Annotated in this window: 21 protein-coding genes; 15 read left to right on the top strand and 6 right to left on the bottom strand. The window is 39.5% G+C overall.

Annotated features, from left to right (window positions below; genetic code table 11):
- Positions 1 to 165: 165 nt before the first annotated feature.
- Positions 166 to 1,068 carry an aldo/keto reductase gene (locus EGM47_RS14330; protein WP_124981512.1) on the top strand — a complete coding sequence of 301 codons (903 nt, stop codon included), beginning with the start codon at positions 166 to 168 and terminating at the stop codon, positions 1,066 to 1,068.
- A gap of 50 nt (positions 1,069 to 1,118) precedes the next feature.
- Here the strand turns inward: EGM47_RS14330 and katG are convergent, their stop codons facing one another.
- Positions 1,119 to 3,374 (bottom strand): catalase/peroxidase HPI, encoded by a 2,256-nt coding sequence (gene katG, locus EGM47_RS14325; RefSeq protein WP_124981511.1) that lies wholly within the window; start codon positions 3,372 to 3,374, stop codon positions 1,119 to 1,121.
- Positions 3,375 to 3,764: 390 nt separating this feature from the next.
- On the opposite strand from katG, the gene EGM47_RS14320 reads away from it, so the two are divergent.
- Positions 3,765 to 5,186, top strand: a complete 1,422-nt coding sequence (locus tag EGM47_RS14320) for a hypothetical protein (protein WP_124981510.1) — start codon at positions 3,765 to 3,767, stop codon at positions 5,184 to 5,186.
- A gap of 34 nt (positions 5,187 to 5,220) precedes the next feature.
- On the opposite strand, the gene EGM47_RS14315 is transcribed toward EGM47_RS14320, so the two are convergent.
- From EGM47_RS14315 to EGM47_RS14300, 4 genes are read right to left on the bottom strand one after another with little or no spacing between them, the layout of a single operon-like run.
- On the bottom strand, positions 5,221 to 6,678 hold the full coding sequence (locus tag EGM47_RS14315) for a lipopolysaccharide biosynthesis protein (RefSeq protein WP_240642489.1): 1,458 nt from the start codon (positions 6,676 to 6,678) through the stop codon (positions 5,221 to 5,223).
- A 2-nt stretch (positions 6,679 to 6,680) separates the two neighbouring features.
- Positions 6,681 to 7,976: a glycosyltransferase family protein gene (locus tag EGM47_RS14310; protein ID WP_124981508.1), complete on the bottom strand. Its 1,296-nt coding sequence runs from the start codon at positions 7,974 to 7,976 to the stop codon at positions 6,681 to 6,683.
- 1 nt (position 7,977) lies between these two features.
- Complete coding sequence (locus EGM47_RS14305; RefSeq protein ID WP_124981507.1) at positions 7,978 to 10,452, bottom strand: YfhO family protein; 2,475 nt, start codon at positions 10,450 to 10,452, stop codon at positions 7,978 to 7,980.
- A gap of 29 nt (positions 10,453 to 10,481) precedes the next feature.
- Positions 10,482 to 10,751, bottom strand: coding sequence for a DUF4834 family protein (locus tag EGM47_RS14300; RefSeq protein WP_124981506.1), 270 nt, complete (start codon positions 10,749 to 10,751; stop codon positions 10,482 to 10,484).
- A gap of 83 nt (positions 10,752 to 10,834) precedes the next feature.
- Here EGM47_RS14300 and EGM47_RS14295 point away from each other — a divergent pair, with 83 nt between their 5' ends.
- The 6 genes from EGM47_RS14295 (at position 10,835) to EGM47_RS14270 (ending at position 14,861) form a co-directional block, all read left to right on the top strand.
- The gene (locus EGM47_RS14295; RefSeq protein WP_164510904.1) at positions 10,835 to 11,818 is read left to right on the top strand and encodes a transporter; all 984 of its coding nucleotides are present in this window, start codon (positions 10,835 to 10,837) and stop codon (positions 11,816 to 11,818) included.
- A gap of 3 nt (positions 11,819 to 11,821) precedes the next feature.
- Positions 11,822 to 12,940, top strand: coding sequence for a GTP cyclohydrolase (locus EGM47_RS14290; RefSeq protein WP_124981505.1), 1,119 nt, complete (start codon positions 11,822 to 11,824; stop codon positions 12,938 to 12,940).
- Between the two features lie 2 nt (positions 12,941 to 12,942).
- Entirely contained in the window at positions 12,943 to 13,326 is a 384-nt protein-coding gene (locus tag EGM47_RS14285; protein WP_124981504.1) for an alkyl hydroperoxide reductase, read from the top strand.
- Positions 13,323 to 13,748, top strand: coding sequence for a DoxX family protein (locus tag EGM47_RS14280; RefSeq protein ID WP_240642488.1), 426 nt, complete (start codon positions 13,323 to 13,325; stop codon positions 13,746 to 13,748). Before EGM47_RS14285 ends, EGM47_RS14280 begins: the two co-directional genes overlap by 4 nt.
- Before the next feature lie 157 nt (positions 13,749 to 13,905).
- Positions 13,906 to 14,346, top strand: coding sequence for a hypothetical protein (locus EGM47_RS14275; protein WP_124981502.1), 441 nt, complete (start codon positions 13,906 to 13,908; stop codon positions 14,344 to 14,346).
- Positions 14,347 to 14,423: 77 nt separating this feature from the next.
- The gene (locus tag EGM47_RS14270; protein ID WP_124981501.1) at positions 14,424 to 14,861 is read left to right on the top strand and encodes a hypothetical protein; all 438 of its coding nucleotides are present in this window, start codon (positions 14,424 to 14,426) and stop codon (positions 14,859 to 14,861) included.
- Positions 14,862 to 14,974: 113 nt separating this feature from the next.
- Here the strand turns inward: EGM47_RS14270 and EGM47_RS14265 are convergent, their stop codons facing one another.
- Complete coding sequence (locus EGM47_RS14265) at positions 14,975 to 15,658, bottom strand: DUF2490 domain-containing protein (protein ID WP_124981500.1); 684 nt, start codon at positions 15,656 to 15,658, stop codon at positions 14,975 to 14,977.
- Positions 15,659 to 15,989: 331 nt separating this feature from the next.
- On the opposite strand from EGM47_RS14265, the gene EGM47_RS14260 reads away from it, so the two are divergent.
- From EGM47_RS14260 to EGM47_RS14230, 7 genes are all read left to right on the top strand, one after another.
- On the top strand, positions 15,990 to 16,853 hold the full coding sequence (locus EGM47_RS14260) for a sigma-70 family RNA polymerase sigma factor (protein WP_124981499.1): 864 nt from the start codon (positions 15,990 to 15,992) through the stop codon (positions 16,851 to 16,853).
- A gap of 353 nt (positions 16,854 to 17,206) precedes the next feature.
- Positions 17,207 to 17,674: a hypothetical protein gene (locus EGM47_RS14255; RefSeq protein ID WP_124981498.1), complete on the top strand. Its 468-nt coding sequence runs from the start codon at positions 17,207 to 17,209 to the stop codon at positions 17,672 to 17,674.
- 2 nt (positions 17,675 to 17,676) lie between these two features.
- Positions 17,677 to 18,138 (top strand): hypothetical protein, encoded by a 462-nt coding sequence (locus EGM47_RS14250; RefSeq protein WP_124981497.1) that lies wholly within the window; start codon positions 17,677 to 17,679, stop codon positions 18,136 to 18,138.
- 185 nt (positions 18,139 to 18,323) lie between these two features.
- Positions 18,324 to 20,090, top strand: coding sequence for an ATP-dependent nuclease (locus EGM47_RS14245; RefSeq protein WP_124981496.1), 1,767 nt, complete (start codon positions 18,324 to 18,326; stop codon positions 20,088 to 20,090).
- The gene (locus EGM47_RS14240) at positions 20,077 to 21,720 is read left to right on the top strand and encodes a UvrD-helicase domain-containing protein (RefSeq protein WP_124981495.1); all 1,644 of its coding nucleotides are present in this window, start codon (positions 20,077 to 20,079) and stop codon (positions 21,718 to 21,720) included. The genes EGM47_RS14245 and EGM47_RS14240 overlap by 14 nt, the downstream gene beginning before the upstream one ends.
- A 596-nt stretch (positions 21,721 to 22,316) precedes the next feature.
- Entirely contained in the window at positions 22,317 to 22,838 is a 522-nt protein-coding gene (locus EGM47_RS14235; RefSeq protein ID WP_124981494.1) for a 6TM ABC transporter family protein, read from the top strand.
- 221 nt (positions 22,839 to 23,059) lie between these two features.
- Positions 23,060 to 24,952, top strand: coding sequence for an ATP-binding protein (locus tag EGM47_RS14230; RefSeq protein ID WP_124981493.1), 1,893 nt, complete (start codon positions 23,060 to 23,062; stop codon positions 24,950 to 24,952).
- The last annotated feature ends 41 nt before the right edge of the window (positions 24,953 to 24,993 follow it).

Genomic DNA, 24,993 nt, shown 5'->3' with positions numbered 1-24,993 from the left:
TACAGCTTTATATATGATAAATGTAACTCTGTAATCTTTCTTTTTCAGCAATCAAGAGTATAAACAATGAACTGGATTGATTTTCATTTCAGTCAGCGATCAAATTCACTGATCCATGTTGCATTCTAAATTCCTCCCTATCTTGCAGGCTATAAATTGAACAGCATGGAAAAAATTGCACTGGCCCCAGAGCTTGTCATCTCTAGAATGGTGTTGGGCCTTTGGAGGTTGATGGATTGGAAAATGACCGACCAGGAGCTTTTATCTTATGTAAAAGAGGTAATGGAAGCTGGAATCACCACTTTTGACCACGCAGATATTTATGGCAATCATGCCTGTGAAGCCGCTTTCGGCAAAGCTTTAGCCTTGCAACCCAGTCTAAGAGACCAAATGCAGCTGGTCACCAAATGCGGAATCAAACTGGCCACCGATAAGTTTCCTGATCGCCGAGTCAAATATTATGATTATAGTGCTGACTATATTGTTCAACAAGCAGAAGACTCCTTAAGACAGCTACAAACCGATCGCATCGATTTATTGCTATTGCATAGACCTTCACCCTTTTTCCAGCCAGAAGAAGTCGCCAAAGCTTTTGACCAACTTAAATCCAGCGGAAAAGTATTGCATTTTGGGGTGTCCAACTTTCTTCCGTTGCAGGTACAAGCCCTGGAGTCGGCATGCGACGAACCAGTGGTGACCAATCAAATTGAGATATCGCCTTTGGAACTGGAACATTTTGAAAACCAGAATATTGATTATCTCATCAGCAAGAACATACCACCGATGGCCTGGTCGCCATTGGCAGGAGGAAAACTATTTAACCCCTCTACTGAAAAAGAAAAACGCATTCATCAAAGTCTTCAAGCCTTAGGGGAGCAAATTGGCATAGAGGCATTGGATCAGCTGCTCTTACAATGGTTATTGATGCACCCATCCCAGATTATTCCGGTTTTGGGTACAGGCAAAATCGAGCGCATCAGATCAGCTGTCAAATCCTTTGAGGTAGATATGAGTCTGCAGCAATGGTTTGAGATCTACATTGCCTCCCGCGGTAAGGATATGCCATAAAAAAGCCCCTGAAGGATGATCAGAGGCTCTTCTATCAGTTTATGTGTGACTTAAAATTGATCTTTCAAATCAAATCTGTCCAGGTGCATCACTTTGGACCATGCTGAAACAAAGTCCTTTACAAATTTTTCCTGGGCATCATCGCTGGCATATACTTCAGCGATCGCACGCAATTCAGAATTAGATCCAAAAATCAGATCGGCACGGGTTCCTGTCCATTTGTGAGCGCCTGTAGCTCTGTCTTTCCCTTCAAACAATAGTTCTGCCGAAGATTTAGACTTCCAAACGGTACTCAGATCCGTGATATTGACAAAAAAGTCATTGGTCAATTGACCAGGTCGATCGGTAAAGATTCCGTAGTCTGAACCATCATAATTGGCATTCATTGCACGCATCCCTCCTACCAAAACCGTCATTTCTGGTACCGATAAGGTGAGGAGGTTGGCTTTGTCCACCAACAAATCTTCTCCTTTGGCCTTTTGCTCGTCACCCAAAAAGTTTCTAAATCCGTCAGCTCTGGGTTCTAAATAGCCAAACGACTCTACATCGGTCATTTCCTTGGTGGCATCCATTCTTCCGGGTGTAAAAGGTACGTTGATATGGTGTCCGGCATCGGCAGCTGCTTTCTCAACCCCCACGCTTCCGGCAAGGACAATAAGATCTGCCATAGACACCTTTTTGTTACCGCCTAAGGAGTCATTGTACTCTTTTTGTATGTCTTTGAGCTTATTCAGCACTGGGTGTAATAGTTCTGGGTGATTGACTTCCCAATGGCTTTGTGGTGCCAGACGGATTCTACTTCCATTGGCGCCACCTCGTTTGTCCGATCCTCTGAAAGTAGAAGCACTTGCCCATGCAGTAGTTACCATTTCTTCTACACTCAGCCCGCTCTCAGCAATTTTCTCCTTAAGGTCTTCAATCTCACTTTCATGGATCAAGTCATGATCTAATTCAGGTATCGGATCTTGCCATAACTCCTGCTTTTCAGGAATCTCATCACCCAAATATCTCGAAATCGGACCTAAATCTCTGTGGGTAAGTTTGAACCACGCTTTCGCGAAAGCGTCTTCAAATTCCGCTGGGTTTTCCCTAAAATGCTTGGAAATCTTAAGGTAATTAGGGTCCTTTTTTAGTGCCATATCTGCGGTGGACATCATCAAATCTTGTGTTTTTGATGGGTCTCCAGCCATCGGCGCCTTATCTGGATTGGAAGCATCCGTCGGTCTCCACTGATGTGCACCAGCTGGACTTTTGGTTAATTCCCATTCATAATCCAACAACACCCTGAAATAATCATGATCCCATTTGTTGGGGTGAGGCGTCCATGCACCTTCAAGTCCGCTGGTAATGGTATGATCTCCACGGCCAGATTCATAGGTGTTTTTCCAACCCATGCTCATTTCTTCCATAGTGGCACCGGCTGGTTCAGCACCTACATATTGATCCCCATCGGCAGCTCCATGTGCTTTTCCAAAAGTATGACCTCCAGCAACCAAAGCAACGGTTTCGTAATCATTCATTGCCATTCTACCGAAGGTTTCTCTGATATTTTTGGCTGAACCAAGCGGATCAGGATGGCCATTGGGACCTTCAGGGTTCACGTAAATCAACCCCATGTGGGTAGCACCCAACATTCCCTCGAGCTCACTATCACTATATCTAGCCTCATTGCCCATCCATTCGGTTTCACTTCCCCAATAAATATCTTGTTCTGGTTCAAAAGCATCTACTCTACCTCCAGCAAAACCTAATTTTGGGAAGCCCATGGACTCAATGGCCACATTCCCAGCCAATATCATTAAATCAGCCCAAGAGATATGTTTACCATATTTCTTTTTGATTGGCCACAAAAGCAGTCGTGCCTTGTCCAGGTTACCATTGTCTGGCCAGCTGTTTAAAGGTGCAAATCGCTGATTACCAATACTGGCTCCTCCTCTTCCATCACCTACGCGATAAGTACCAGCACTATGCCAGGCCATACGTATAAACAAACCACCATAATGACCATAATCTGCTGGCCACCAATCTTGTGAATCAGTCATCAGATCGGTTAGGTCTTTTCGCAGCGCCGACATATCTAATTGTTGGAAAGCGGCCTCGTAATCAAAATCCGGATCCATAGGGTCGGACTTAGGTGCATTTTGACGTAAGACATTTAATTTTAAGCTGTTAGGCCACCAGTCTCTGTTGCGCGTGCCTTTACCAGCTGTATTGCTGGCAGGTCCACCCATAAAAGGGCATTTGGCTGCTGCTTCGGAATCATTGATATCCCAAACATTTCCGTCTGTTTCTGAAGATCTGTTCATATGCGTATTTTAATAAAGTTTGTGGGGTCTATTATTTCCTTAAAATTAATAAGCTTTTGTCTGCCTTTGTCTTGAATATTATAGATAAAAACTATCGTATTATTATTTAGTAAAGCTGTTGTCGATGATAAAACCAATCCATTTACCACTAAAGTCCGACCTGAGATCTTATAAAAACAAACAGAATACGTATACTCATTCTTTTTGTCCTTAAAATTTAAGCTTCAATAATTACTTCAATAAAACTATCTAAAATACTTTATAACAATTAGTTGTAACACCTCTTCGAACAAAGTAATTATAACCAAACTCAAACGTTTTCGTGTTTTGGCACGCTGATTGATTCGTATTTAGTGTTAGACAATGATGTCTTGCATAAATACCTTAATTATGAAAAAGCTATCTACCTTACTGGTTGTCTTTTTGATTGGACTAAGCACCAGTTATGCAGAGACACCAACTGAAGAAACACGATTCCGCGGTTATACTAAGAATTTTATTTTTACCGAAGGCGGAATTGAGTTTGCCGTATTCCCTGATGGGCAGTTTGACTTTAACTACCTACAGAATGGACCTGATTTTGGCGTGTCAATCAATACGCCCAATGTGCAGTTATCCTTTAATACGGGCTATGATTATGATCCTTACGTTCAATATGATACCTATGGAGCTGTTATTCAAGTAGAAGAAGTACCTATCTACTATGATGCTTATGGTAGGGTCAACCAGATTGGTAACGTAAATATCAATTATAGAAATGGTTATGTTCACCGATTGGGTGATTTGAGAGTCTTTTACAGATCTCCTGGATATATTGATTACTGTGTAGGTTACATAAACCCTTTTAACAGGGTTTATGTGTACAGACCATGGCATGTGTACTACAATCCACCTGTATTTAATCGTTGTGTAGTTTATACTACGCCTTACCGACAGTTCTATAATCCGATTAGATATTCATGGTCTTACCACCGAGTTTACTGGAATAGACCTACCTATTATAATGGATGTTATACATCTGTAGGACGCAGAAATTTCTACCGTCCCTATGACAGGGTACAGTACCGTAGTTTTGAAAGAGGTCGTCGTAACTCAAGAGGTCGTGCTATTGCAGCGAACAACTCTGTCAGAAATAACCGCAGAGCCATCTCTAGAGGTAGACAAAGCCTTACCCGAAACAACAGTGGAAGAAGTAGTGTGAGTAATAGGTCAGCTTTGGCCAGTAGAAATACCAGTGCCAGGTCCAATGCCGGACGTAGCAACAACCGAATGGGGCGTGCTACCAGTAGCAGAAATGAGAATGCAACTCGATCTACTCGTACGAATAGTAACAGGACCAGTGTCGGAAACAATAATCTTACGGCGAACAGAAATAATGTGGCACGTACCTCTAGAAGTTCTAGAATGACCAATGATCGTGGTAACGCTGCACAGTCCAACAGAACGGTGCGTCAGCCTAGAGCCAATACGACCAGAGGAAGTGAAGTCTATAAACCATCTGCCAGAACCTCAAGAGATAATTCTCGTAGTCGGGTAGAATCCAGACCGAACCGCACCAGTAGAAATACCACAGCGCGGACAGTTAACAGATCTTCCAGAGCGCCTAAAGCTACCAATAGGACTAGTTCCAGGAATACGCAAAGGGCGACCAGAACCAATAGTTCCAGAAATACCCAAAGGGCGTCAAGAAATACTAACCCTAGAGGAAATACAAGAGCTACTAGTTCGCAAAGAGGGTCACGCAGTAAAGCCAGCAGTGGTTCGAGAGGTTCTTCTAATAGAACAGAACGCAGCAGCAGACGCCGTGGATAAACTATCAAGTAGTCAAATTATAAAGCCGATTTCGCTAAAGAAATCGGCTTTTTTTATGCCATAGCTGTAAAATGATGGCGTTAATTTCGGTAGAGAGATTGAAATAGTACATCAGTATCCCGTAGTACAAACAGATGAGTAAACTTTTTGCTCCAATGTTGATATATGGATTCCATGGAAAGTCCCAAAAATAAAAGGTTCCTAAGCTGATCAGAATCAATAACACCGAAGCAGTGGTTTTGGAAGTCCATGGATGCATCCCCAGTTTATAATTAACATAACCAATCTTGGCTGCGGCATAACCCACATAAGCCGCACAAGTTGCAACGGCTGCACCAATGATTCCATATAGCGGGATCAACCATAGATTGAGCAGGAAAGCCAGCAAGGCCAACCCCAATCCCATCCAAAGCGTTACTCTGTATAAATCGGTATTGTAAAGAATGGCATTATTGCTTCCCAATAGATTTTCAGTGTATTTGACTACGCTAATTAAGAATAGCACAGGTATGCCGACCTCAAATGCTGGTGGTAGTAACTGGTAAAACTCTTGCGCGTTACATAAAATGATCACCATCAAAAAGCCTGAAATGATACTCAAGTTGAGCGAACTGCGTTTATAAAGATCTTCCATCGCAGCTCTATCATTGTTATTGTAGTGCGTTGCAGTCAATGGATGTGTAATCTGGGCCATTCCCCTGGCTGGAACTGCAATAACGGTGGCAACAAACACCGCTACATTGAAGTAACTAATCAATTCGATGTCTCTGAATTGGTTGATCATATTTTTATCCAAATCCAGTAAGGCTGTCGCCACAGAACCAGCCACGATCATCAACATGGAATAAGTCAAAATATCCTTTCTCGCCTGTAGCCTACCCCAACGCCATTGGGGTCGATAAGTCTTTAAAGCCAACCACATCATCAAAAGCATACGCAACAAGTAGATCAAGGCTAGCGCATATATAAATTGCACCTGGGTAATTTGTTCCCACATGACTAATAAAAGCAGGATCGTTGCCCCAAATCTATAGAAAACCTCCTTGAGAAAATTACCGCCAATGGTTTTCATATGTACCTTGACCCAGGCATAAAAAATCTCAAAATACGCTTGTAAGAATCCGATCACCACAATCAACCATAAGTAATCACCTACCATCTGGTTGCGGGAAGATATAAACAGTTGCAGCTCAGTTTGAAATATCCAAATCAGCCCCACTATAAAGAGGACAACCCCTAATGGCCAACACAACATTTGGGTCAAGAAAACATCACGTTCTTCCTTGGTTGGATATTTTGAGTAGTACTTGATAATAGTATTATGTATCCCAAAGGACATCAACGGAAAAATCAGAAACGCCGTAGATAAAATATAGCCCCACAGTCCATAATATTCATCATCTAAGTAAGTGGTGGCAAGAACAAGCACATTGATCGCTCCCAATACAAAGCCTACGGCAGTGATCACAAGATTCCAGGCGCTATGCTTCATCACTATTCCCATGTTTGCTGGATGCTTTGACTGAGTTGTTGGGTCAAGTTCTTTCGGTGGAAAGGTGCTAAAGAAGAAGCCGTTACAGGATCATTTTTTCCCTTCTTGTAGGCTTTATATATATCAATAAGGAAGGCTTTTAACCCCTGTTTATTCTCATAGCCAAAATACTGACCGCTGCTTGTGTTCTTTATCATTGCTTGCATATCTGACTGTGCAGGACCAATTGCAATGATGGGCCTTCTACTCGCCAAATATTCAAATATTTTACCTGGAATAATGGCTTTGGTATCTTCAGAATCGATTTCTATCAGTAATAAAGCCTGTGATTCAAACATCAGTCGCACTGAGTCGGTATGGGGCAGGTAGCCCAGTAAATCTGCGTATTTAAACAATCCATGTTGACCTATACTATCAATAACTGTATCACTCAGATTACCGGCCAGTTTCAATTTAAAATCTGAAGCAAAATCCTCATTTTCTGCTGTCAATTCGCTGAGGCATTCCCATAACACTTCTGGATTGCGTTCAGAAAGCAGGGTGCCCACGTGTGAAAGAACAAAATCACCTTCAGGTTGAGCACTGGCGGTATTGATGGGGATATCAAATCCATTGGTAATCACATCCACCGGAGTACTGGTTTTGGAAGCAAACTCTCTGGCCGTGTGTGTGCTCGTGACAATCAATCGGTCTGTTTGGTCCAATACCTGCTGTTCAAGACGCAAGTGTTTCTTACGTGCAGTTGTACCCAATTTGAGTTGTTTATGATATCCAATCGTCGTCCACGGATCCCTAAAATCTGCCAGCCATTTGATATCCTGATGTTTGTGTTTGAGCGTTAAACCAATCAAGTGCAAAGAATGCGGCGGACCAGTAGTAATCACGGTGGCAGATGGATGCTGCTCAACGTAAGATTCAGTAGCTTTAATCACTGCCTTTTTCCAGCCTACACGTGCATCTGGAATAAAGAAGTTTCCCCTGATCCATAAGGATAAGCGTTCTATGGCTCCTTGCTTTTTTTGGATCAAACCGCGTTGCAGGTCTTTGGTCCGCTTTCGCGAAAGCGAACTCAACCAACGGCTGGGTTCCATAATGGGAACTTGTATGATCTTGATATCAGTCGGCACTTCACTGTTTAAACTAAGATCGGTGATCGGGTAATCAGGATTCTTTGGTATGACCAAGGTGAGTCGATAGCCCAAATCAGGAAGGTATTTACAAAAGTTCAGCCAGCGCTGCACACCAGGCCCACCAGCAGGAGGCCAATAATAGGCAACAACCAGCAGGTCCTTTTTCATATCAAGATACTTTTGGCGATGAACTTTTCTTAAACAACCAAATCACACCTCCCAATATCACCAACAGCAGTAAAATATTACTCAATAACATCACCAGGCTACCAGTAGCAACAACTTCTGGTTCAAAGCTAAAGGTAACTTCGTGCGTACCGGCTGGCACATTCAATCCGCGTAGGGCATAATTGACTCTGGCAATTGGTACTTCTTGACCGTCAATCGTTGCTTTCCAACCGTGTGGGTAGTACATTTCTGAAAATACCGCCAAGCCTGGCTGGGAGTTCTGTGTCTTATATACCAAGCGCTCGGGATCATAAGAAGTCAATTGTATCTGGGCAGTGCTGTCCTTACTGACCTGCTTTAATCCCAACTTTTCCTTTTGTTGGCGAGTAATGACCGCCAGCGAATCCCCTGAAAGTTGTTCTAAAGCCTGTATCTCGGCATTTTGGTCTGGCACCTCTTTTACTTTATTTACAAACCAGGCGTTGCCCATGGCTTGTGGATTGGTTTGCGCAATGGTGCCCTGCTCATTGGCTCCTAAAAAATACTTGACGTTGAACATGCTTAACACCTCAATGTTTCTTGCATTTACTCCGGCAGATCGTCCTTGCGGATCCAACATGTAAAAATCAAAAATATCCTGGAAGCGGTGTGGTTTTGCACCGTGATACCCGCCGAATGCATTGTGGAAATAGGAAGCACGACCGCTGTTGACAGGATCAGCCAGTTGGTCGTAAACCCTAAAATGTCCATCATCTTTCAACGCGATATCGTCCGCGGATGTTTTTTGATATGGAAAAGCATATTCTCTGGCAGTGACATAATCTTCCTCATTGACATAATTCAGATTAAAACCTACCAGGTCGACCAGAATTACTACCCCAACCAATAAGAGCGTCCACTCTTGAGCAAATTTACCTTTAAGATATAGCCATAACCCCAGGCAGATACCTCCTATAAACAATAAAGCTTTAAAGACATCCTCCTGCATCATATTGAATCGATCCCTGCGCAACTCATCCACAAAGGGACTACCCAGTTGTTCATCGTTCAACAGGTAAGCATCAATTGGTCCCGCAAAATCAAAGAAAAGTTGGCCGCCAACAGCTAATATCAATAAGAAGGCACAGAAGCTACCTGCAGCCAGCATCAGGGCCTTGGCTTTTTTACGGTCATCCTTACGTTCATTAAAAAACTGATACAGTCCTACCGCAGCAAGTATAGGAACACAGAGTTCGATCAATACCTGAATGGAGGTCACCGCTCTGAATTTGTTATAAAACGGAATGTTATTGATAAAAAACTTGGTCAGCCAGGCCAGGTTGTCACCATATGAAAGCAATAAAGCCAAAACGATCGTGCCTAAGGTCCACCACTTCAGCCGACCTCGTAACAGAAATAAGGAAAGGAAAGCTAAAAATACTACACTGACGCCCAGGTAGGCTGGTGCTTCTACTATAGGTTGCGCGCCCCAATAGGTTGGAATTTGGCTGGCAAAGTCAACGGCATCCGCTTTGGGCAGCCCCATCTTTTGCAAATACTCCACGGTTTGGGAATCTTCACCTGGGGTTTCACCACTTCCTCCACCGGCAAATCTAGGAATCATAAGATTAAGACTTTCTGAAAGGCCATAGCTATATTGGGTGATGTAATCGTATTCTAATCCAGGTGTAGGGGTTAGATTTTCGCCTTGAGCGTTGATACTAATGGGAGAAGGGCCACGCGTGCTTTCTTTGGAATACTCGCTAGTAGCCATCAGGTTAGCCGCATTGGTGCCTAAGGCAAGTACCACTGCTACCACCATGATTCCGATAGACGTAAAATAATGTGGCAACCATTTTTTCTTGATGGCGTCCACCAGATAAGCAAGGCCTAGAATAACAACGCCAATGAGCAAATAATAAGTCATTTGCGGATGATTGGCCTGTAGTTCTAGCGCCATGGCCAGGGCAGTCACCACAAAACCGAGCAGGTAGCGTTTCTGAAATACGAGAATGATACCACTAAGCACTAAGGGGAAATAAGCGATGGCATGGGCTTTGGCATTGTGGCCGACACCGAGAATAATGATCAGATAGGTAGAGAATCCAAAGGCAAAGGCTCCCAATAAACCAATTTTCCAATCCACGCGCATGACCAACATCAGGACATAAAAGGAAAAAAAGTAAAGAAAAAGGTAGTCTGCCGGTCTGGGCAGGAACCTCAGACCACGGTCCAGCTGGTCAATCCAATCATAATCATACCTGGCGCCTAATTGATAGGTAGGCATCCCACCGAATACGGCATCCGTCCAATAAGTTTCCTCACCAGTTTGTTCCCGATGATCGATCAACTGGCGGGCGTTTCCTTTGTACTGAACGATATCATTTTGAAATAATTTCTTTCCGCTGAGAACGGGATGGAAATAAGCAAGGGATGCAATGATAAATACCACGAACACGGCAAGGTGTGGCAGTAATTTTTTGACATTAAAACTCATGAAAGATTGGAATCGATGAAACCCGAAAATTAATCAATTTCCTCAAAGTCGATGTACTCTCCCACCTTTTTCTTTTCACGTGGACGCGACTTCATCCTTGGAGCAGGCTCTGCCGAAGAAGAGGCTTGGCCTTGATCAGAAAATCCAGAAAATCCAGTACGCTTTTCAAAACTTTTTTGAACGCGTTGTATGGCCTTCATTCCCAACCACCTGAGGATTTGTTTGCCAAAAGCTTTCCAGAGTAAGCGTAGACCAACCAATACGATGAGAATGATAAGTAATGTTCTAAGAAACTGCAATTGTCAATAGTTTTGGTAAAAATACTAAGTTGCTTCAAGGTTACTCTATAAGAAATACTAAATTTGGTTCATATTCAGTGATTATGGAAATAGCGATTAAACGCATCAGTCTTCTGGTTATATTGTTGGTATCAGCCCAATGGTCTGTGGCTCAATATACAGAAACCATCAATACCAATAACCCTGGTAGATCTCAAGGTGCTTTTGCAGTAGGTAAAAATGTAGCCCAAGTAGAAGGTTCGCTTTTTTACCGTGCCGAGGAACACGATTTACAGTTGTACGAAAGAGATATTGCAGGATTTAGCTTTCAATTGCGTTACGGCGCTTTAAACGAAAGGCTGGAGTTTTCCTATATAGGGAGTTTTGATGCAGCTACCCAAACGGATCAGTTGGGATCCTTAAACACAGAAACCTCATTTTCAAATTTTTCCAGTAGTACGCTGGGTGCCAAGTACCTCGTTTTTGACCCGCTGGTATTTTTTGGAGAAAAAGAAGTGAATCTACTGAGTTGGAAAGCCAATCACAGCCTGGATTGGCGTGATCTTATTCCGGCAGTGTCCGTTTATGCTGGTGCCAACCTCAATTTCAGTGAAAACAACCCATTCACGCCACCTCTGGATCCGACCATATCGCCAAAGTTTGCTTTGATCACGCAGAACAATTGGGGCCGATGGGTATTTGTCATGAATTTTATAGTCGATAGGGTGACCACTGATTTTCCCTCCTATGAATGGATCCTGACCATGACCCATAGTATCAACGGGAAATGGGCCATTTTTGGAGAGTACCAAGGCTTTAAATCCGATTTTTACAGTGATGACCTGGGTCGTGGCGGTGTTGCCTATCTGATCAATAAAGACTGGCAAGTGGATGTGAGCGGTACGCTTAATTTTAAAGATACACCCAGTCTATTTCAGGTCAATGCGGGTATGTCTTATCGCCTGGACTTTCACAAAGATGAAGAGATCAAGCAAACAAAAGATTGGGATGGTACAGGTGAACCCAAGAAAAAGAAAAAGAAGAAAAACAAATTGAATACAGAAGGTGACGATGGTCGCGGACTTTAAGACATGATAGAAGTAAAACAAATTTCCTCTTCAAAGGATATCAAAAAGTTTGTCCAGTTTCAAATGGACCTTTACCGGGACAACGCATATTTTGTCCCTCCTATTATCAAAGATGAATTGGCTGTTTTTGATCCGTCCAAAAATCAGGTATTTAAAAACGCCGAATGTTGGTTGTTTTTGGCCTATAAGGACGGTAAAATCGTCGGTCGCGTGGCGGGTTTGATCAACCACATCGAAATCAATGAGCAACAGAAACCAAAAATGCGATTTGGTTGGCTGGATATGATCGATGACATTGAGGTAACCCGAGCACTATTGGAGGAAGTACACCGTATAGGTAAAGAGAAAGGCCTGGAATATGTTGAAGGTCCCGTAGGATTTTCCAATATGGATAAAGCCGGCATGCTCGTAGAAGGTTTTGATGAATTAAGCACCATGATTACCTGGTATAATTATCCTTACTACAAAGAGCATCTGACAGAATTAGGCTATACTAAAAGTGCAGATTGGGTAGAGTTTAAATTCTCCACACCGGATCCAATACCTCCCAAAATCAACAAGTTTGCGGATTTGATCGCTAAGCGATACGAATTGAGAACCTTAGAATTCAATTCCACCAAGGACATCCTTCCGTATGTAGATGAGATGTTTGAATTACTGAACAAAACCTACTCTAGCTTAGTGACTTTTGTTCCTATTCAACCTTATCAAATCGAATTATACAAGGAAAAATACTTGCCCTTTATCAATCCGGACTTTTTAGAATGTGTGGTCGACAAAGAAGGTAAGTTGGTCGCCTTTGCGATTACCATGCCCTCCTTCTCCAAAGCCTTACAACAGGCCAAGGGAAGGATGTTTCCCTTTGGTTTTATGCACTTGTTAAAAGCAAAAAAGAAAAATGATCGAGCCGCTTTTTATCTGATCGGGATAGACCCTAAATTACAAGGAAAAGGGGTGACTGCCATGATGTTCAGGAATGTCAGTCTGAATTTCAAGAGATATGGGATCAAATTGGCCGAGACCAATCCAGAATTAGAAGATAATACAGCCGTGCAGGCCTTGTGGAAGGATTATGACCCTGTCTTACATAAACGTCGCCGTATATATCGCAAAGATATTTAAATATGAAATTGACCCTAAGAATTGCCGCAATCTACAATGTGTTGTGGGGAGCCTGGGTGGTCATCTTTCCCCATCACTTTTTTGAATGGGTAGGAATGGAACCATTACAGCATCCTATGATCTGGCAAGGAATGGGAATGGTAATAGGTGTCTATGGCCTGGGATACTGGTGGGCCAGTTATGACCCGATGAGACACTGGCCGATTGTAGCTGTAGGTTTTTTAGGGAAGATTTTTGGTCCGCTGGGTTTTGTTTTTAATTATCTACAAGGAGACGTTCCCTTTGAGTTTTTCTACACCTTGATCACCAATGATTTTATTTGGTGGATACCCTTTGGTTTTATCCTGTATAAAGTCCATACCGAATATCACTGGCGATTGACATGAAAAAGTGGCTCCTACTCTACCCTTTTGTGGCATTGTATAGCATTGCCGGGCTGATGCACTTTCTTACCCCAGCGGTTTATTTAGAAGTCATCCCAACTGCCATTCCTTATCCTTATTTTATCAATTGGCTGGCTGGTGGGTTAGAATTACTGGTCGCTGTTTTGGTCTTGTTTCCCGCTTCCCTTTGGTCGCGAAAGGGGTCAGAACATGTGTTATATCGCTACATTCCTACCTACAGACGCCTGGGGAGCTGGTTATGTATCCTGATGTTGGCAGCTTTTACTTGGTCACATATTTATTTTATTCAACAAGGTCATTGTGCGGGAGAGATGTGTATACCCGCCTGGATAGGATGGGTAAGATTGGTTTTGATTCACCCATTGCTGATCTGGTGGGCTTATGCGGTGGGGCGTTTGGAATAAGCTGAACATTTATTCAGATGGATCGCACTGAAGAATAATTAGTAAAGTCGCAGCACCTCCAAAATTCTTGTCGTATCATTACTTAAAATCCGATGTAAAAAAACAGCATTTTACGGAATAATAATTTTTCAATTAACTTCCCAAAAATAATCTTGTAATGATTGTAAGTCCACATCATCTCAGCGAACTCCTACAATTGTTGGTCGATTTTGGATTGTTGGTATTGATATGGATGGTCCAATTGCTGATTTACCCCAGTTTTCTTCATTTTGAACGTGAAGGTTTGAGACATTGGCACGTCATCTACACCAAAAAAATAACTGTGATCGTTGCACCAATGATGATCATTCAAATCGTCCTAGCGGCTTATAACATCATTGTAATGGATCATTTTGAAACGATCAAAATTATTCATGGACTGTTGGTGTTGTCCACCTGGTTATTGACGATGATGGTTTTCGTTCCTTTACACCAACGCATTGATGCCCAAGAGGACAATACGAGTGAATGTCTAAACCTGGTGAAGCAGAATTGGTGGCGGGTGCTCCAATGGAATCTCGTTTTTTTCCTACAACTCGTTTATTTTTTGAGCCTTTAAACGATAAAAGTGGTGCGGAAATCCTTATCCACGATAATTAGCGAGTTTTCTTACTTTTTCTTTTCTATCATTGCACAATGGTTTGGACCCTGATCGATCATATCAAGCTTGCATTGGACGGTAGCCTATTTGTTATCGTCATCATCTTTCAATATGGTGTTTATCCCGGATTTAAATATTTCGAAAGAGAAGCCTTGATCGAATGGCACAGTCAGTACAGTGTGAACATGGCTTATATAGGTGTTCCATTGATGATTGCGCAAATTATATGCAGCATCCTTTTATTCAGCGTTCATGCCGATGCATTGATCTATAATCTGGTCAACATGATTTTGGTGCTGACCACCTGGGCCATGTTGCTCACCATCGTTATTCCTTTACATTCAGAGATGGAGACTGCCCAAAACCTGGAGGCGCACATCCGGAAAATCAAGTTTTATAATTTTCTGCGCATCATCGTTTATGCGATGATCTTACTGGGCAACTTTATTGCCGGGTATACCGCCTGGTTGTGAGAACGTTGATGATCTGGCTGGCTTAAGATGATTTAGCATTCGGATTTTTGAGAATTTGTAATTCATGCTTTCTTTGAAGTCAAATGCTGGAAGATTCACGAAGGCACCATGGGTTATAGCTTATGAAAAGCAGTCAGGACCAGTTGGCCTTTGCTGATGTTTGGTGTAACCTCTCGCATATAACCCAATTGAAATTTAAGTGCCTTATTGAGTTGATAGCCCAAGCCGCCAAAAGCCCAATTACGGTCAAAATACTGAACTTGTCCTTGTCCGGTACTGGTTTCTCCATTGATAAACACCTCATTCCACAACGCCAGGTACCAGGTCTTATCGGTAATGGTTTTTTGGTTCAATGGTATATTCAAAAATAGCGTATAGCGGAATCGGCTTCTAAAATCCTGGTCCTCCACAAAACGCTCTTCAATACGAATCCTGTGTTTGAGTTCGAAACAAGTCGCCACATTGCTCGCCCACCAGATATCCTGGTGAAAACGATGTTCGCCACTGGTCGTTTCGCTTTCCCCAAACGGGCCGCTGAGAAAATAGGCATAGCCCGCCACCAAATCCAGTTGCGTGTTTTTGGGACGATAACCCACTCCTGCCCTGGCGATAAACTGTTGAAAGTCTGAGGTAAGTTCGTAGGTACGATATTGCAAATCACCAGTGATGAACCATTGGTTTTTTAAAGACTTGGTAAAAATATATTGAGACCACAATCCAGTGTCAGATATCCCGGTTTGAGACTGACAGAAGTGAACTGACATCATGAGGACAAGGTACAGGGTCAGATAACGCATAAATTATTTTTTGGTCAGCCGAAAATACTTTATAAATATTAAATCTGCCGATAGAGCCAGGTTCTGAGCCATTTTTTTTCATTTTTTTTGATGGGGAGCTATAACGTTGTATTACTGGGCATTGGGGGTATTTTCGCTTTCGCGAAAGCGATATCACCAGGCATCCAGTTGTAACGATAATGTACTTTTCCCGACTAATAAATCGTAGCGAATCTCGCAGTATTACTAGCCTGAATAGGTGTCAGCTTATAAGTGTTTGGTATGATTTTTGCTATGTGCTAAACTGTCTGACAAGAGCTGTCAGATGCAAATTTTAATCTTAACTTATTAGATGAGACAACTCAAAATCACCAAACAGGTTACAAACCGTGAATCGAAGTCGCTGGACAAATACCTTCAGGACATTTCAAAGATCGACCTGATTACCGCAGAGGAAGAGGTAGAACTAGCACAACGAATCAAAAAAGGTGATCAACGAGCCCTGGAAAGACTGACAACTGCCAACTTAAGGTTTGTGGTGTCTGTTGCCAAGCAATACCAAAACCAAGGGCTTAAGCTTCCAGATCTTATCAATGAAGGAAACGCCGGACTCGTAAAGGCTGCCAAAAGATTTGATGAAACTCGCGGATTTAAATTCATATCCTATGCGGTATGGTGGATACGCCAGTCGATTCTACAAGCACTAGCAGAGCAGTCACGCATTGTGCGACTTCCATTGAACAAGATCGGATCCATTAACAAGATTAATAAGGCATTTTCACATCTTGAGCAATTGCATGAGCGTCCGCCATCACCAGAAGAACTGGCCAAAGAGCTAGATATGACGGTGAGTGATGTTAAGCAATCCTTGAAAAACGCTGGGAGACATGTATCCATGGATGCACCTTTGAAGGAAGGAGAAACCTCTAACCTTTATGACGTAGTGCGCAGTGGAGAGTCCCCTAACCCAGACAAAGATCTATTGCATGAATCTCTAACCCTTGAGATCACCCGTGCATTGGAAACACTTTCTCAGAAAGAAGCTGATGTTATTTCGTTGTACTTCGGTATAGGAAATCAGCAGCCCATGAGTCTGGAAGAAATCGGCGAAACCTTTGACCTGACCCGTGAGCGCGTGCGCCAGATCAAGGAAAAAGGAATTAAAAGATTGCGTCAAAACTCAAGAAGCAAGATCCTTAAATCATATTTGGGATAATCAAAACCCCCAACATGTATATCAACCCTGCCTTGCGCAGGGTTTTTTTATGCGCAGGATTGAGCGCAGACCCATAAGCATGGGCAGCTCATCCTGGTAGAGCTTCCTCCCTATCACCAAAAAATGATACGTACAAAAAGATGGTTCAACTGCTTTTTATCGAATTTTTAAAATACAATGATCCATCTCTAAAATGCGTATTATTCATGATCGCATGTCTAACTATTCCTGAGCTAATCCCCTACCCATCACCCATTCACCGATCTAAAAATCCAATTTGGAGAAGTGGACACCAAAGAGAAATATAGTAACTTGTAGGGGTATATAATTGTTGGGCTTAATTATCAAGAAAAATGAGTGACATTAAAAACATTGGAAAAGCATTATTTAATTTGCAGAGATTTCAGATTTTACAAACTAAACTGAACCCGAACACTTCTCATTTATTACCAAATGACTATGTATATGCTTGGTATGAAAAACTGTATCCGATTGTAGACGAAAACGATTTACACGAAGATTTAGAGCCATATTTTTCAATAACTAGAGAGCAAGTAGACGAAATTACTAGTTATACAGATACAGAATGGCTTGAAAAAAGGTATTATACATTTTATGAATATGAAGATTACTATAAATGTAGAATTGAACCTGTTAAAGGTATCTCAAGGCATACGTTAATTGCAGTTTTTAGATATATGTTTTTGAGAAATGCATTTGATGATAAATTTTGGAACACTCTTTTGGAACCTATGAAATATCCTGTTGAAGCAGGAGGAATAACATCTGATTTTAAGAGTGAATATTTATATCTGATTTAATAATGGATATACTAAATATTACAACTTCGATTGTTTCCATTCTTGGTGCGCTTTGGACACTGTATAATTGGAATGAAATTAAGAAAGCCAAAGAACAAATATTTTCTGCAATTAAGATAGTTAAATATTCAGAAGTCAGTAACAATTTCGAAACTACAATAAAGCAAATAAAAAAAATAGCTTTCAAAACAAAAATACCATCAGGTACAAATATTGACGATATTTTGAATAGTCTGACTAACTATTTTGAGAAAACAGTTAGAACTAGTTCTGATTTGGAAAAAGATGGCTTTAGAAATTTTTCAGAACATAAAGACGAATTGAAAACAAGCATAAATAATATTTCAAAACTTGATAGGAAATCGCCAAATAATTTAATAGAAGAGTATAATAAAGTCTATTACATAATTATTGAAATGGATAAGGAAATCGATAATTATAGAAAGAAACTAGTGCAAAAATAACTATGTACAACAATGGTTATAAGTAATTGCTTGTTCTCGCCTACTTCTGAATCCCGATAGCTATCGGGACGCGGATTTTCAGTCTGGTGTGTACTTGTAAAGTTAAGTGATAAACCACGCAACTACTCATAGCCGAGAACGTTGGCATTCATTAAAAAAAGCTCCGAACATAAAATCTAGAAAATATGAACTTATCGAAAGTTAAAATAAAAGGATTTAGAAACTTTAAGAATATAACAGTTAATGTAAATCCTAAAACATTAGTAATTGGAGCGAATGATATCGGAAAAACTAATTTAATTTGGGCTATAAGGCTTTTATTAGATAGAAGCCTGAATGACTATCAGATTGAGCCTAAGGATTCTGATTTTTATGCTTTCGAAGAAACTAATTCTTTTAGTATTAAGCTATTTTTTGAAAATGTTGTTGAAGATTGTGTCGTTTCAAAACTTAAAGGACGTATTAGTAATGATGATAAGTTAGTATTAGCATATGAAGCGTTTAGAGATCAATCTTCAGGTGTAAAATCTTTCGAACTTTATGCAGGTCAATCAAATGACAAATTAGAGGAAATAGAAGATAGGTTTTATAGAAAAGTTTTAAACCTGAGATATATAAGTAGTCGCAGAGACTTTCATAGCTTTATTAATCGGGAGAAACGAAATTTGTTTGAAGTTGCCAAGGATAATCGAAGCGAAGATGAATTAAAAAAAGATGAAGAACTTTATTCTGAAATAAAAGGTGATTTAGAATCTATTGATACTAAAATACCTAAGTTGAATTTCATATCAGACGCAACTGTTGCAATAAATGAAGAGTTAAAGAAACTTTCACTTCATCACACAAAAGAAAAAGTCGTATTTGATACAAGTACGTCAAATATTGACAGTTTTATCAACAATGTGTCTATAGCGTCAAATAATAATGATGAAAATGTAGTTATTGGAGGTGATGGTAGACTGAATCAGATTTATCTAGCCTTATGGGCATCTAAGAATGAACTTTCAAAGGAGAATTTAAAAGAAGTTAGCATTGTTTGTATTGAGGAGCCTGAAGCCCATTTACACCCACATCAACAAAGAAAATTAGCTGAATACTTAAATTCAAAAATATTAGGACAAGTTATACTAACATCACACTCCCCTCAGATTGCTTGCGAATATAATCCTAATTCAATTGTTCGACTCTACTCAAAAGATAAGCAAACGAATGTAGCTTCAAATGGTTGTTCTAAGATAATCGACGATGCATTTGAAGACTTTGGCTATCGCTTAAGTATTATTCCTGCTGAAGCATTTTTCTCAGATGTTGTACTTCTTATAGAAGGGCCTTCTGAAGATTTATTTTATAAAACTTTATCAAAGCAAATAGGAATAGATTTAGATAAACTTAATATAAGTGTGCTAATGGTCGATGGCATAGGATTCTCGACATATGTCCAGATACTTAATGCCTTGGAGATTGATTGGGTACTTAGAACTGATAACGATATCATTAAAATACCGAGAAATGATGAATATAGATTTGCTGGTGTTCAAAGGTGTATTAGTTTGTATAAAATGTATTTCAATAGTGACGATGAAACAGAAGAAATTTTAAAAGAGAACGAAGCTCTATTAAAAGGTTTTGAAGCTCAAAGCCCTCCTGAGGAAAACGTAAAAGGAAGTGAAAAAATCATAGCTGACTTAGAAGCATACAATATGTTCATTTCTTCTGTTGATTTGGAAAATGATATATTCAACAGTGAATTAAAGCAAGACTTAATTGATTATTTTGTTGATTTAGAATCTCATGAGATTATTCCTGCAATGCAAAAAAGGAAAGCTTCATTTATGTATTCCTTCTTAAAATCAAGAAAAGAAAAATTAGGCATTTTGAAAGATAAAGATATTGCAAAACCACTTGTTGCTTGTCAGGAAATTGCGTTAAAGAAAATTTATGGAACCAACTAAACAGCAAGAAGCAATTTTGAATTACACTGGAAACAGTGTCGTAATTGCTACTCCTGGTAGTGGGAAAACATTTATTCTTTCTCATATGATTAAAGCAAACTTGACTTGCTTGAGCGAGCATCAAGGATTAATTGCAATATCCTATACGAATAAAGCAAGTAATGAATTAAGAAACAGAAGCCTTTCGAATGGTGAAAATCCATTATCTTCATTCTTTGGAACTATTGATAGATTCTACATTTCAGAAATAATAATACCTTTTGGTAAGCATATATTTGGAATACCTAAAAAAGATTTTGAAGTTATAACTATAGATAAATTACCTAAAGAAGACCAAAATAATTTCAGTTGGTTTAATCGAGATTTAACGCTTGACAAACTAACCTCTGAAAACATTGATATACTTGGTTACTACTTTAAAAAAGGGATAGTTTTATTGGAAACAACTGGAGTTTTCGCAAATTATATTTTCGATAATTCATTAGCATGCCAAAAATATTTAAAAGCTAGATATAGGTATTTATACATTGATGAATACCAAGATTCTGGTTATGCTCAACATGACTTATTTTTAAAAATATCTAAGCTTGGAATTACTTCTGTTGCTGTTGGCGATTTAAATCAATCTATTTATGCTTTTTCAGGTAAAAGTTCAAAATACCTCGACGAATTAAATAAAAGTGAAAACTTTAAAAGCTTTACCTTAAGTAAGAACCATCGATGTCACTCTTCAATTATTAATTACTCGAATTATTTTTTAAATACGAATACTAACCTTCTTGAAACGGAAGAAAATAATGTTGGCTTTTTTAGAATTGAGGGTAATGAAATCAGTATATCAAAGTGGATAGACCAAAATATTGATGCTCTAATTAATGAATTTAAGATATCAAAAAAAAATAAAATAGCACTTTTAGTAAGGGGCGAAAGAACTGGGAATATTCTAAATGATAATTTGACTATTCCCCACAAATACTCAACAACTAATGAGCTTGATTCTAATCTTAATATCTGGTCTGGAATATTCTCTAATCTCTTATTTTTTGTGCATGACACTAAAATAAGATTTATTGAGGTGGTAGAGGCATTTAAACTATATGATAGCTTTAAGAAAAAAGAATTAGAGACATTGAATAAACGTAAAAAAGAACTTATACAAGAATTTAACTCTTCATCATTTAATTCAAGTAAGCTTGTACAGTGTTTTATAAAAATTGCTGAAATCATTGCTCCAAATTCAAAGAGTCAGGAATCTATTGATTTGTTAAATAGAGTTGTCTCAAATACTTCATTGTTAGAAACCTACAAACCTGCTGCCGACGATGAAGTACAGATAATGACATTGCATAAATCCAAAGGATTAGAGTTTGAATTAGTCTTACATCTTGATTTATATAAGTGGATATTACCAAATGAATACAATGAAGACCCAGCTCAAGATATTAATTTGCATTATGTTGGTATTACTCGTGCAATTAAAGCTTGTATTTTAATATCGAGTACATGCAGAACTAGAATTAGAGATGGCAAAGCAGAGCAACTAGATGGTGCTGATTCTCCGTTTATTTGGAATAATGATATAGAAAAATTGAGAAGATTTTCATGTAAAGGAGAAGTAAAGGATGAATAACAACGAAATGCCATCAAAGAACTGAGGTAAAAAACAAGCAATTAATCAATTTTAAGTTACCCAATAGTTTGCCAGCCCAAGATTGATCCAACCAAGGTTCTTCAATTCCTTATTCTCACTATGTTTTAGGCTGCCCAGATCTTTTTAAATTCTGGGTCCCAGAGTATACCACTCTTGCCCACTGCAAAGCACTGTCTGAGGAGCTTGTTGCTAACGGCTATCAGCGGCATTTGTGGACCCGCTAATCAGCAAGCGAACAAAACGAACCAAGACAAACAATTAAACGTTAATAGCGAATACAAATCCAGTGTTTATGCATCTGCGGACTTTAGAGTTGGCAACGAATCTGTCAACTCATGTGAAGAGTACGCGGCACTCAAAAAGACGTCCTGAATGTCGTCGCGGGCGTTGCAGATGGTAACAAGGCCTATGATTCATTGTTGCAGAATTTTCTGCCGAAAATTCCTATCTTGCCAGCAAAGGCTTGGTGATGAGCGAAAATCCTGGCGGATTTTCATCGCAACGAAATCATGGCTTGGATCGTTGTGGTGCATTTACCACTCAAACTCGAATTGAATTAAAACCAACTCAATTAAATGGATTTAACCAGACATTGCGAATTGTGCGATAACCAAAAAACTGACTTAAAAATTGGCACAACTTGCGGATTGACTGACCGAAAACCTGAATTCAATAAAACTTGTGCTAAAATTGAACTGAATGAAAAATTTGAGAACAAGCTAAAAAAAGTCAATATTGAATACCAAAACTTTAAGCGGAAAAAAGGGCTGACTTATACGTACTTCGTAGTTTTCCTGGTAATCGGAATAGCGGTAATTGTAGGAGGATATTTATTGGGAAAATATGCATTGGATAGCGGTGTGATTTCAACTGTTCCTATAATAATTATGGCAGTAGGACTTGCACCACTCGGAATGGCTTTTGGAACACTAAACAAACATCGACAAGACCTGTCGTTAGCGAAAAACAAAAAAGATAAAATTGACGAAGTGCTTAATGAGTACCGAATTGAATATGATATTGACATTTCGTTCGGAAAAGAAATTCACGGGACCCAAGAAGTTTATGCTGAATTGAAAACCAAAGGAATCAGATAAAAAACGGCACCACAACAACGGCTATAAGTAATGCGGGATTAGGTGCTTAACCCGAAAATAATCGCTAATTTGCAATGACCACCAAAACCTTGTTTTGGCTTTTTGAAATATTAAAATTAAAAACCAGAAAACAAGGTTTTGGCTCTGTGCTCAACCGAATGAAAGTGCGTGTTTGCGCCCGCACTACTTATAGCCACGACCGTTAGCCCCAATAAAACACTATGAAAATAAAATCCGTCATTCTAGAAAATTTTCGTGCATATCGCACAAGAACTCAAATTGAATTTAAAGACTTCAACGTCATCGTTGGAAAGAATGATATTGGGAAATCTACAGTTTTAGAAGCCATTGATATTTTTATAAATGATAAAAAAGCTGTCAGTTCGTATGAAAAGGCTGACTTAAATGTCAATGGCGGAAATGATTGTAAAATATCTCTCGTGTTTTCAGATTTACCAGAAGAACTTATTGTAGATGCTGCCGCAACAACAACCCTAGCATCCGAGTACCTACTTCGAGAAGATGGTTTCTTAGAAATTAGAAAAACTTTCGGAGCAACTGGTGTCAAACTAATAGACGTTTACGCAAATCATCCATCAATTGAAAATGGCAACGACTTATTAAAACTCAAGATAGCGGAATTACGAGCGAGAGCGGAAGAATTAAATATACCTGAAGATAATTATAATGGTACAAGATCATCATCAATCCGAGAGGCTATTTGGAACTCGTTCGGAGATGAATTAAATCTTCAAGCAAATTTTATAACAATATTCAAAACATCCGATAAAACACAAAATCCAGCAAAAGAGATTTGGACACAGATACTTAATTATTTCCCAGTTTATTCCTTATTCCAATCAGACAGAAAGAATGAAGAAAAAGATTCGGAAGTTCAGAATCCAATGAATACGGTAATTTCTAGCATTCTAAAAGAACAGGATTTACAGGAGAGTTTAAACGAGATTAAAACTCATGTTGAAACGGCTTCAAATGCGGTTGCGCGTAGAACTTTGGACAAGTTAAGAGAAATGAATCCCGAAATTGCTGATTCACTTACTCCTCGATTCTCTGACCCAAAATGGGACAGTGTATTTAAGTTCAATTTATTTAGTGACAATGACATCCCATTAAACAAACGAGGCAGTGGAGTCAGGAGACTAATTCTGCTCAATTTCTTCAGGGCAGAAGCAGAAAGAGTTAGAGATAGTCGTAATGTACCTCATGTTATTTATGCACTTGAAGAACCAGAAACATCCCAACACCCAAATCATCAAAAAATGCTCATAGAAGCGTTTAAAGAATTGGCTTTACAGCCCAATAATCAAATTATCTTAACAACTCATAGTCCAGGAATAGCAAAACAAATCGCTCCTGAAAAGATTATTTTCCTTGATAAGCAAGATGGAAACATTAGTATACCTGACTCCAATGATGAAATTCTAAGAAGAATTGCAGACGAACTTGGTGTTCTCCCAACGATTGAATTGGAAGATGTTAGTAAAGTCAAACTTGCAATTTGTTTAGAGGGTAAAAACGACATCAATTTTCTTAAAGGAATAAGCAGAAACATACCTGAACTAAGAGACATAATCAATTTGGAGGAAGAAGAATCCATTATATTCCTACCAATGGGTGGTAGCACCCTTCAATTTTGGGTAAACAGTGATTATCTCGCCAAATTGAATTTAAATCAAGTACATATTTATGACAGTGATATAGGTTCAGAAAATCCAAATAAATATTCAAGTTATGCCGACATAATAAATGCCAAAGGAGAGGGAAATGTTGCTTTCGAAACGAATTTAAGAGAAATGGAAAACATCTATCCACCTTCATTAATAACTCATTTGTATGGCGTTCAAATTCCTGAAGATATTGATTGGCCGACAACTGATGTGCCCGAATTAGTAGCGCGCCATAATCATGCAAATTCGGATAGTCCCAAAGCTTGGGAGGATTTAGATAAAGAGAACATAAAAAGGAAAACGGGTAACATCAAAAACCAACTTAATAATACTCATATTGATTCTGTTGAAATGCATCATTTAGTCGAATCAAATACAAGAGACGAAGTTATAGGTTGGTTGAACACGATAAATGAATTAAAATAACTGGGGCTAACAATTTGTATAGTGCATAGCACCCTGCGGGA

This window comes from Nonlabens xiamenensis (assembly GCF_003865345.1).
In the GTDB taxonomy this organism is placed as follows: domain Bacteria; phylum Bacteroidota; class Bacteroidia; order Flavobacteriales; family Flavobacteriaceae; genus Nonlabens; species Nonlabens xiamenensis.
This window is presented reverse-complemented; position numbering and strand designations above follow the sequence as displayed.

Coding starts and splice junctions, on each gene's coding strand:
- EGM47_RS14280 (WP_240642488.1), top strand. CDS start 13,323: ATGAAAAAGTGGCTCCTACTCTACCCTTTTGTGGCATTGTATAGCATT.
- EGM47_RS14315 (WP_240642489.1), bottom strand. CDS start 6,678: ATGAAGCATAGCGCCTGGAATCTTGTGATCACTGCCGTAGGCTTTGTA.
- EGM47_RS14240 (WP_124981495.1), top strand. CDS start 20,077: ATGGAACCAACTAAACAGCAAGAAGCAATTTTGAATTACACTGGAAAC.
- EGM47_RS14265 (WP_124981500.1), bottom strand. CDS start 15,658: ATGCGTTATCTGACCCTGTACCTTGTCCTCATGATGTCAGTTCACTTC.
- EGM47_RS14295 (WP_164510904.1), top strand. CDS start 10,835: ATGGAAATAGCGATTAAACGCATCAGTCTTCTGGTTATATTGTTGGTA.
- katG (WP_124981511.1), bottom strand. CDS start 3,374: ATGAACAGATCTTCAGAAACAGACGGAAATGTTTGGGATATCAATGAT.
- EGM47_RS14290 (WP_124981505.1), top strand. CDS start 11,822: ATGATAGAAGTAAAACAAATTTCCTCTTCAAAGGATATCAAAAAGTTT.
- EGM47_RS14250 (WP_124981497.1), top strand. CDS start 17,677: ATGGATATACTAAATATTACAACTTCGATTGTTTCCATTCTTGGTGCG.
- EGM47_RS14320 (WP_124981510.1), top strand. CDS start 3,765: ATGAAAAAGCTATCTACCTTACTGGTTGTCTTTTTGATTGGACTAAGC.
- EGM47_RS14285 (WP_124981504.1), top strand. CDS start 12,943: ATGAAATTGACCCTAAGAATTGCCGCAATCTACAATGTGTTGTGGGGA.
- EGM47_RS14235 (WP_124981494.1), top strand. CDS start 22,317: ATGGATTTAACCAGACATTGCGAATTGTGCGATAACCAAAAAACTGAC.
- EGM47_RS14310 (WP_124981508.1), bottom strand. CDS start 7,976: ATGAAAAAGGACCTGCTGGTTGTTGCCTATTATTGGCCTCCTGCTGGT.
- EGM47_RS14260 (WP_124981499.1), top strand. CDS start 15,990: ATGAGACAACTCAAAATCACCAAACAGGTTACAAACCGTGAATCGAAG.
- EGM47_RS14255 (WP_124981498.1), top strand. CDS start 17,207: ATGAGTGACATTAAAAACATTGGAAAAGCATTATTTAATTTGCAGAGA.
- EGM47_RS14245 (WP_124981496.1), top strand. CDS start 18,324: ATGAACTTATCGAAAGTTAAAATAAAAGGATTTAGAAACTTTAAGAAT.
- EGM47_RS14330 (WP_124981512.1), top strand. CDS start 166: ATGGAAAAAATTGCACTGGCCCCAGAGCTTGTCATCTCTAGAATGGTG.
- EGM47_RS14305 (WP_124981507.1), bottom strand. CDS start 10,452: ATGAGTTTTAATGTCAAAAAATTACTGCCACACCTTGCCGTGTTCGTG.
- EGM47_RS14275 (WP_124981502.1), top strand. CDS start 13,906: ATGATTGTAAGTCCACATCATCTCAGCGAACTCCTACAATTGTTGGTC.
- EGM47_RS14230 (WP_124981493.1), top strand. CDS start 23,060: ATGAAAATAAAATCCGTCATTCTAGAAAATTTTCGTGCATATCGCACA.
- EGM47_RS14270 (WP_124981501.1), top strand. CDS start 14,424: ATGGTTTGGACCCTGATCGATCATATCAAGCTTGCATTGGACGGTAGC.